The sequence below is a fragment of the Cupriavidus sp. 01L46 genome (assembly GCF_056399905.1).
The window spans coordinates 1-6,311 of sequence record NZ_JBFTSF010000328.1 but is presented as its reverse complement, the minus strand read 5'-3'; the positions used below and the strand labels follow the sequence as shown (position 1 = coordinate 6,311).

The following is a 6,311-nucleotide window of genomic DNA, read 5'->3' as shown; positions in this document are numbered from 1 at the left end:
GCCCGGGCGTGTCATTCAACACCAGCACGGCGGCCACACCATCGCCGACAAAGGTGGGACGCGGGAACATCAGCGTTTGCGCGATGGGCAGCACCGGCCGGGGGTTGCTGCGCTGCATCTGCGCGCACAGCAGCGAGAACAGGAACATGCCATGCGCGACCGTGGCGCCGAAATGCGTCGTGCGGGCGAACGCCGGATCACAGTGGATGGGGTTGTCATCGCGCGAGAGCGAGGCGAAGCGGTCGAAATCTTCTTGCGTCAGAACGCGTGGGCGGGATGCCTTCATTAGTTGGGTACCTCTACGGTGCTGCCGTTGACCGTGATCCGGTCCGCATCGGCGGGCGTTGCGGCAAACGGCGGCAGATTGGTGGGCAAGATGGTGGGTGCCGGCGACGCGGTGCCGCCGCGCGCGACCGTGCGCACCACCTGCGAGGGTGGCAGCGCGCGGCCGTTGGCGAGGTTGTCGTAGACCGCGTCGAGCGCCCGGTTCAGGTAGACGTGGAGCGGGATGAAGCGGTTGTCGTAGCCCGCTACCGCGCCGATGAAACTGTCGAAATGCTGGCCATTGGTGACTTCCATATAGGACAGCTTGCTGGTGCTGCCCTCCTGGAGCCGGTTGTAGCCGAGATACGGCCGCGACGTATGGTTGACCGGCAGCAGCGCATCGCTGCGCCCATGCACGATGATGGCCGGCTTGCCGTGCAGGTTGCCCGAGCGCAGCGTCTGGGCCAGGCCCGCCTGCAGCGCCTGGGCCTGCGCGCCGGTGCCGGTGAGCAGCCCGCGCAGGCAGCGCGCGCCGTCAAGGTTGGCGTCGGCCACATTGCTGCTCGGCGACTGGGAATAGATGTCGCGCAGCGGGCCACCGGGATTGTYGTCGTTGATCAGCTGCACGCCGGCCGCCGGCGGCACGCCGTTGCCCGTCGCGTACAGCACATTGAGCGTAGCCGGCGCAATCGCCGCCGGCGTCAGGACTGCCGTGCCGGTCGCGGCAAAGCTGAAGCCGCACAAGCGATCCGCCACGCCGGCCCGCGCGAGCGCGTTGGCAAAGGTCACCGAGACCGCATTGGCCACCTCGAACAGGGCCAGCGACGGATGGAGCGCATCGGACTCGGGCTCCCAGCCAAAGGCGTGCAGCGCTTGCAACGCGCTGGCGGCCTGGCTGGCGGCATCCGGCCCGGTCACCAGGCCCGCGTTGGCCAGCGACTGGCAGCGGTTGAGCGCCGGCTGCGCCAGCCCGACGGTGGGCAGCACGTACAGCGCCACACCCGGCGCATTCACCAGCGCGGCTGCCTGCGAGGTGCACAGCTGCAGCAGGTTGGCCGTGGTGGTGTAGTCATACAGCGGGCGCCCGGACAGGCTGACCGGCAGGCCGCCACGGGTGACGGCGACGCCCGTGTTGCTGGGCAGGTTGAGGTTCGGCTCGCCCACMGCCACGCCGTCGATCAGGCCCTGGGTGTCCTGCTCCGCCGCGGCAATCGCCGCGCCGCCGCCGTTGGACACGCTGGACGCGATCACCACGACCTTGTCCGGGCCCAGGCTGAGCTGGCGCGTGCCATCCGAGGCCACGTTGCCAAAGCGGTCGTTGATGGCCCAGATGGCGAAACTGGCGGCCTGCAGCGTGAACGTGCCCCAGTCCTTCTCGGGGTTGCGCTGCGAGTGCGCGTGCTTGAACGCCAGCCGGTGCGGCGCCAGCGCATTGAACGCGGCCAGGCTGGTGTTGGGAAACGGCGCGGCAAACTGCGCGTTGGCGCCGGCCGCCGCGCGGCTGGCGCGCGTGCCGTCGATCAGCGCAACGGTGTCGGTGTCCAGGTCGTGCGGCGCGGCGCCGGTGCCTTTGTCCGTGTAGGCAACGGCGCAGCCGCGCTTGAGTGCCCACTCGCCGGTGGAGATCGCGCCGTAGACGCCGCGCGAGCCGGATGACGTGGCAGTGATCAGGCACGGCTTGGCCACATTGAAGCTGTCGGGAATCTGCACCAGCATGGTTACGTTCTGCTGGCCGCTGCCATCGTCCGAGAAGGCCAGGTACTCGCGCCCCGCGACCTTGCCCTGCCCCGTCGTGACGTTGCCTTGCGCGTCCACATTGGGGCCATACAGCGAGCCATAGCCACCGCCCGCCGTGGTGTCCACCAGCGCGCGGTAGTTGGTGTAGATGGCGTAGCGGCGCAGCTCGGCCGCGGTGGGCGCGGCCGGATTCAGCGGCAACGGCGCGGTGGCGGAGCCCAGGCCATCCTTGCCGAGGCCGGCGGTGAGCAGGTCGTCCGTGTTGCCGTCGTAGGTCTTGATCGTGACCGTGCCGATATTGGCCGGCTTGGTATTCGGATTGGTGTTGCCACTGCTGGTGTGGTTATCGCCCGAGCCGCACGCCGCCAGCAACAGGCCCGCCGCTCCTGCCAGCGCCAGGCGCGCGCCGCATCTGGTCAAATCGCTATGCCCTGCAAGTCCGCGCAACATGTTGTGCCCCCTTATTGCATGCCGGCCCGGCATGCTGGATCGATCGGAACGCAATACAGAAACGGCAGAAACAAGATGTTCACGAGACAGCCACTGCATGACTTCACGCTGCGCGCCGCCCTCACTGCGGCTGGAAGCGCGCGCGCAGCTTGTGCTTTTCCACCTTGCCCGACGGCGTGCGCGGCAGCGCCTCGATCATCCGCACGTGGCGCRGCACCTTGTAGCTTGCCAGCGCGGCGCGGCAATGCGCGAGCACGCCTTCGGCATCGAGCGCCATGCCGGGCTTTGCCACCACCAGCGCCATGCCGACCTCGCCCCAGCGCGCATCGGCCACGCCGATGACGGCGGCCTCGGAGACGGCAGCAAGCTGAAACAGCACATTCTCCACTTCGGCCGGGTAGACGTTCTCACCGCCGGAGATAAACATGTCCTTGGCGCGGTCGACGATGTAGTAGTCGCCCTCCTCGTCCATGTAAGCGATATCGCCCGAGTGCAGCCAGCCGCCACGGATGGCGGCGCCGGTGGCCTCGGGCAGGTTCCAGTAGCCAGGCGTGACGCCGGGCCCCTTGATCAGCAGCTCGCCGCGCTCGCCGGGCGCCACGTCGCGGCCCTGCGGATCCACCACCCGCGTCAGCATGGAGCCGACCGGCTTGCCGATGGTGCCGATCTTGCGGCGCGCCGTGGCTTCGTCGCACACGAACACGGTTGGCCCGGTCTCGGTCATGCCAAAGCCGAAACAGATCGTCACGCCCTTGGCCAGGTAGGCCTCCAGCAGCGGCCGCGGCACCGCGGAGCCGCCCGCGGCCATATTGCGCACACGGGAAAAATCCGCCGCCGCGAAGCCGGCATGCTGGCTCAGGAACAGGTAGACCGCGGGCACGGCGAAGAACATGGTGATGCCCTCCCCGGCACTGGCATCGAGCTTGCGCAGCGTCACCTCGGCGTCGAACTGCCGCATGATGTGCACGGTACCGCCGGCATGCAGCACGGGATTGGCGTACAGGTTCAGCCCACCGGTATGGAAGAACGGCAGCACGTTCAGGAACACGTCGTCGCGCGTGATCTTGTTGGCCAGCATGGCGTTGACGGCATTGAAGAACACCATGCCGTAGGTCTGGATCACGCCCTTGGGCTGTCCCGTGGTGCCCGAGGTGTAAAGCAGGTGCCAGACCTCGTGCTCGTCGCGGCACGGCATCTCGATGACGCGCCCGGAACTACCCGCCAGCATCGCCTCATACTCGGTCCAGCCGCCCGGCACATCCGCGCTCTCGTCGTCGGCCAGGTGCAATACCGCGCGCAGCGGCAAGGCGCCGGCAAGCGCGGCAGCGGTGGCGAGAAAGCCGTCGCCGGCCACAAGCACGTCGGGCGAGCAGTCGCGCAGGATCGGCAGCAGCTCCGCCGCCGCCAGCCGCCAGTTCAGGCAGACCATCACCATGCCGGCCTTGGCACAGCCATAGAGCATCTCGAAATAGTCCGAGCTGTTGTGGGCCAGCACGGCCACGCGGGCCCCGGGCGCCAGCCGCAGGCGCTCGCCCAGGTATTCCGCGAAGCGGCTGGCGCGCTCGTCGAATTGCCGGTAGGTTACCGTGCGGCCGCTCTCCACGTCGACCAGCGCGACTTTGTCCGGCATATGGAGGGCATTCTTGTGCAGCCAGTCGACTACGTACATGGCCTGGAATCTCCGCTTGTGGATGCTCTTGTTATCTTGCTAGCTTTGTATCGCATGCAGGTCTACGACGCCACCTCGTGCTCGGCACGGTCGCCGCGCAGCCGCCCGACAATGCCTTGCGGGAAGTAATACACGCTGAGGATGAACAGCAGGCCGAGCCACAGCAGCCAGCGGTCCGGATGCAGCAGCCCCGACAGCAGTGGGATCGCCGCGGTGGCATCGCTCGCCAGCTTCATCACGTCCTGCAGGTAGGTCTGCGCCACAAGGAACAGCGTGGTGCCGATCAGCGCGCCATACAGCGTGCCCATGCCGCCGATCACCACGATCAGCAGGATGTCGACCATGATCTCGAAGGACAATGAGGTGTCCGGGCCGTTGTAGCGCAGCCAGAGCGCCATCAGCACCCCGGCCAGCGTGGCAAACCCGGCCGACAGCACGGTGGACACGGTACGGTACACCACGGTGCGGTAGCCGATGGCCTCGGCCCGGAAATCGTTCTCGCGGATCGCCTGCAGCACCCGGCCGAACGGCGAGTTCACCACGCGCAGCAGCAACAGGAACAACACCAGCGCACTCGCAAACACGAAGTAATAGGAGAACAGCTTGCCGTTGAGCGGCACGCCAAGCCACTCGGCGTCGCCCAGCGAAAAGCCCGGCGTGAACACCTCCGGCACCTTGAAGCTGATGCCATCCTCGCCGCCGGTCCACTCGGAGAGCTGCGACACCAGCGTGGCAAAGGCGGTGGCCACCGCCAGCGTGATCATGGCAAAGAAGATCGCCCTGACCCGCAGCGAGAACAGCCCGATCAGGAAGGCCAGCAGCATCGACACCAGCAGCGCGCCCAGCGTGCCGAGCGCCAGCGCGCCCCACCCCGGCTCCAGCCGCGACATGGCGATCGCCACGCCATAGCCGCCAATGCCGAAGAACATGGTGTGGGCAAAGGAGACGATGCCGGTATAGCCGAGCAGCAGGTCGTAGCTGGCCACCAGCACCACGAAGATGCAGATCTTGGCCGCCATATTGAGCGCGCGCGCACCGGGAAACAAGAAAGGCGCGCACGCCAGCGCCAGCAGCATGGCGACCAGGATCACGGTCAGCACGCGGCTTCGTGGCAGGTCGCCGGAAAGCAGTCGGGTCATGGTTTTTTCCTGGGCGCTCAGCGCTTGGCTACCGGGTAAAGGCCCTGCGGACGCCACAGCAGGATCATCACCATCAGCAGGATGTTCGAGAACAGCGCCACCTTGGGAAACAGGAAGCCGGTGTAGTTGGYCATCAGGCCCACCAGCAAGGCGCCGACAAAGCAGCCGGTGGTGGAGCCGAGCCCGCCGATGATGATCACGATAAAGATCAGCACATTGACCTGGGCACCGATGGACGCGGTAATGTTCTGCTGGTACAGCCCCCACAGCACGCCGCCCATGCCGGCCAGCCCCGCCCCCACCACGAACACGCCGATGAACAAGAGCCGGATGCGGTAGCCGAGCGACTCCACCATCTCGCGGTTCTCCACCCCGGCGCGGATCAGCAGGCCGATGCGCGTGCGGTTGAGCACCAGCACCATGGAGATAAAGATCACCAGCCCGAGCACCACGGCGATGAGCCGGTACTTCTCGATGGCCGCGTCGCCCAGCAGCACCGCGCCGCGGAAGGTGGTGGGCACCTGCAGCGCGATGGTCTCGGCACCCCAGATCGCCTTGATCAGCTGCTCGGCCACGATCATGCCGCCCATGGTGATCAGGATCTGCTTGAGGTGCTGGCCGTAGACCGGGCGCACCACGATGCGCTCGAACAGCAAGCCGATGGCGCCCGCCGCCGCCATCGCCGCCAGGATGGCCAGGCCAAACACCGCCAGGTTGAGCCACAGGCTGTCCGCCTCGACCCAGGCGCCCAGCGGCAGCAGCACGGATGCCGCCACATAGGCCCCCAGCGCGATAAACGCGCCGTGCCCAAAGTTGAGCACGTCCATCAGCCCAAACACCAGCGTCAGGCCCGACGACACCACGAACACGATCATGCCCATGGCAAGGCCGGCGATGGTCAGCGTAAGCCAGGTCGAACCGCTGCCGATCAAGGGATAGGCCAGCAGCATCAGCAGCGGCGCCAGCGCCAGCGGGGTCCAGTCGAGCCGGACCTTGGGCAGGTCGGCCGGCGTTGCCGGGGTGGTGGGTAAGGAGCTTGTACTCGCCATTGT

General features: G+C 67.3%; 5 protein-coding genes. All 5 read right to left on the bottom strand.

The window, feature by feature from the left end; genetic code table 11:
* Nucleotides 1-286, bottom strand: a 286-nt coding sequence (locus AC1DS3_RS33230) for a MaoC/PaaZ C-terminal domain-containing protein (RefSeq protein WP_477128827.1), incomplete at its 3' end; no start/stop codon positions are given.
* Entirely contained in the window at nucleotides 286-2,484 is a 2,199-nt protein-coding gene (locus tag AC1DS3_RS33225) for a D-(-)-3-hydroxybutyrate oligomer hydrolase (protein ID WP_477128826.1), read from the bottom strand. The genes AC1DS3_RS33230 and AC1DS3_RS33225, both read right to left, overlap by 1 nt.
* A gap of 88 nt (nucleotides 2,485-2,572) precedes the next feature.
* Complete coding sequence (locus AC1DS3_RS33220) at nucleotides 2,573-4,120, bottom strand: acyl-CoA synthetase (RefSeq protein WP_477128825.1); 1,548 nt, start codon at nucleotides 4,118-4,120, stop codon at nucleotides 2,573-2,575.
* A gap of 62 nt (nucleotides 4,121-4,182) precedes the next feature.
* The gene (locus AC1DS3_RS33215; RefSeq protein WP_043347191.1) at nucleotides 4,183-5,259 is read right to left on the bottom strand and encodes a branched-chain amino acid ABC transporter permease; all 1,077 of its coding nucleotides are present in this window, start codon (nucleotides 5,257-5,259) and stop codon (nucleotides 4,183-4,185) included.
* 17 nt (nucleotides 5,260-5,276) lie between these two features.
* Complete coding sequence (locus AC1DS3_RS33210; RefSeq protein WP_477128828.1) at nucleotides 5,277-6,308, bottom strand: branched-chain amino acid ABC transporter permease; 1,032 nt, start codon at nucleotides 6,306-6,308, stop codon at nucleotides 5,277-5,279.
* Nucleotides 6,309-6,311 lie beyond the last annotated feature (3 nt).

Bases quoted from the DNA above. Each gene is read 5' to 3' on its own strand.
- AC1DS3_RS33215 (WP_043347191.1), bottom strand. From the start codon at position 5,259: ATGACCCGACTGCTTTCCGGCGACCTGCCACGAAGCCGCGTGCTGACC.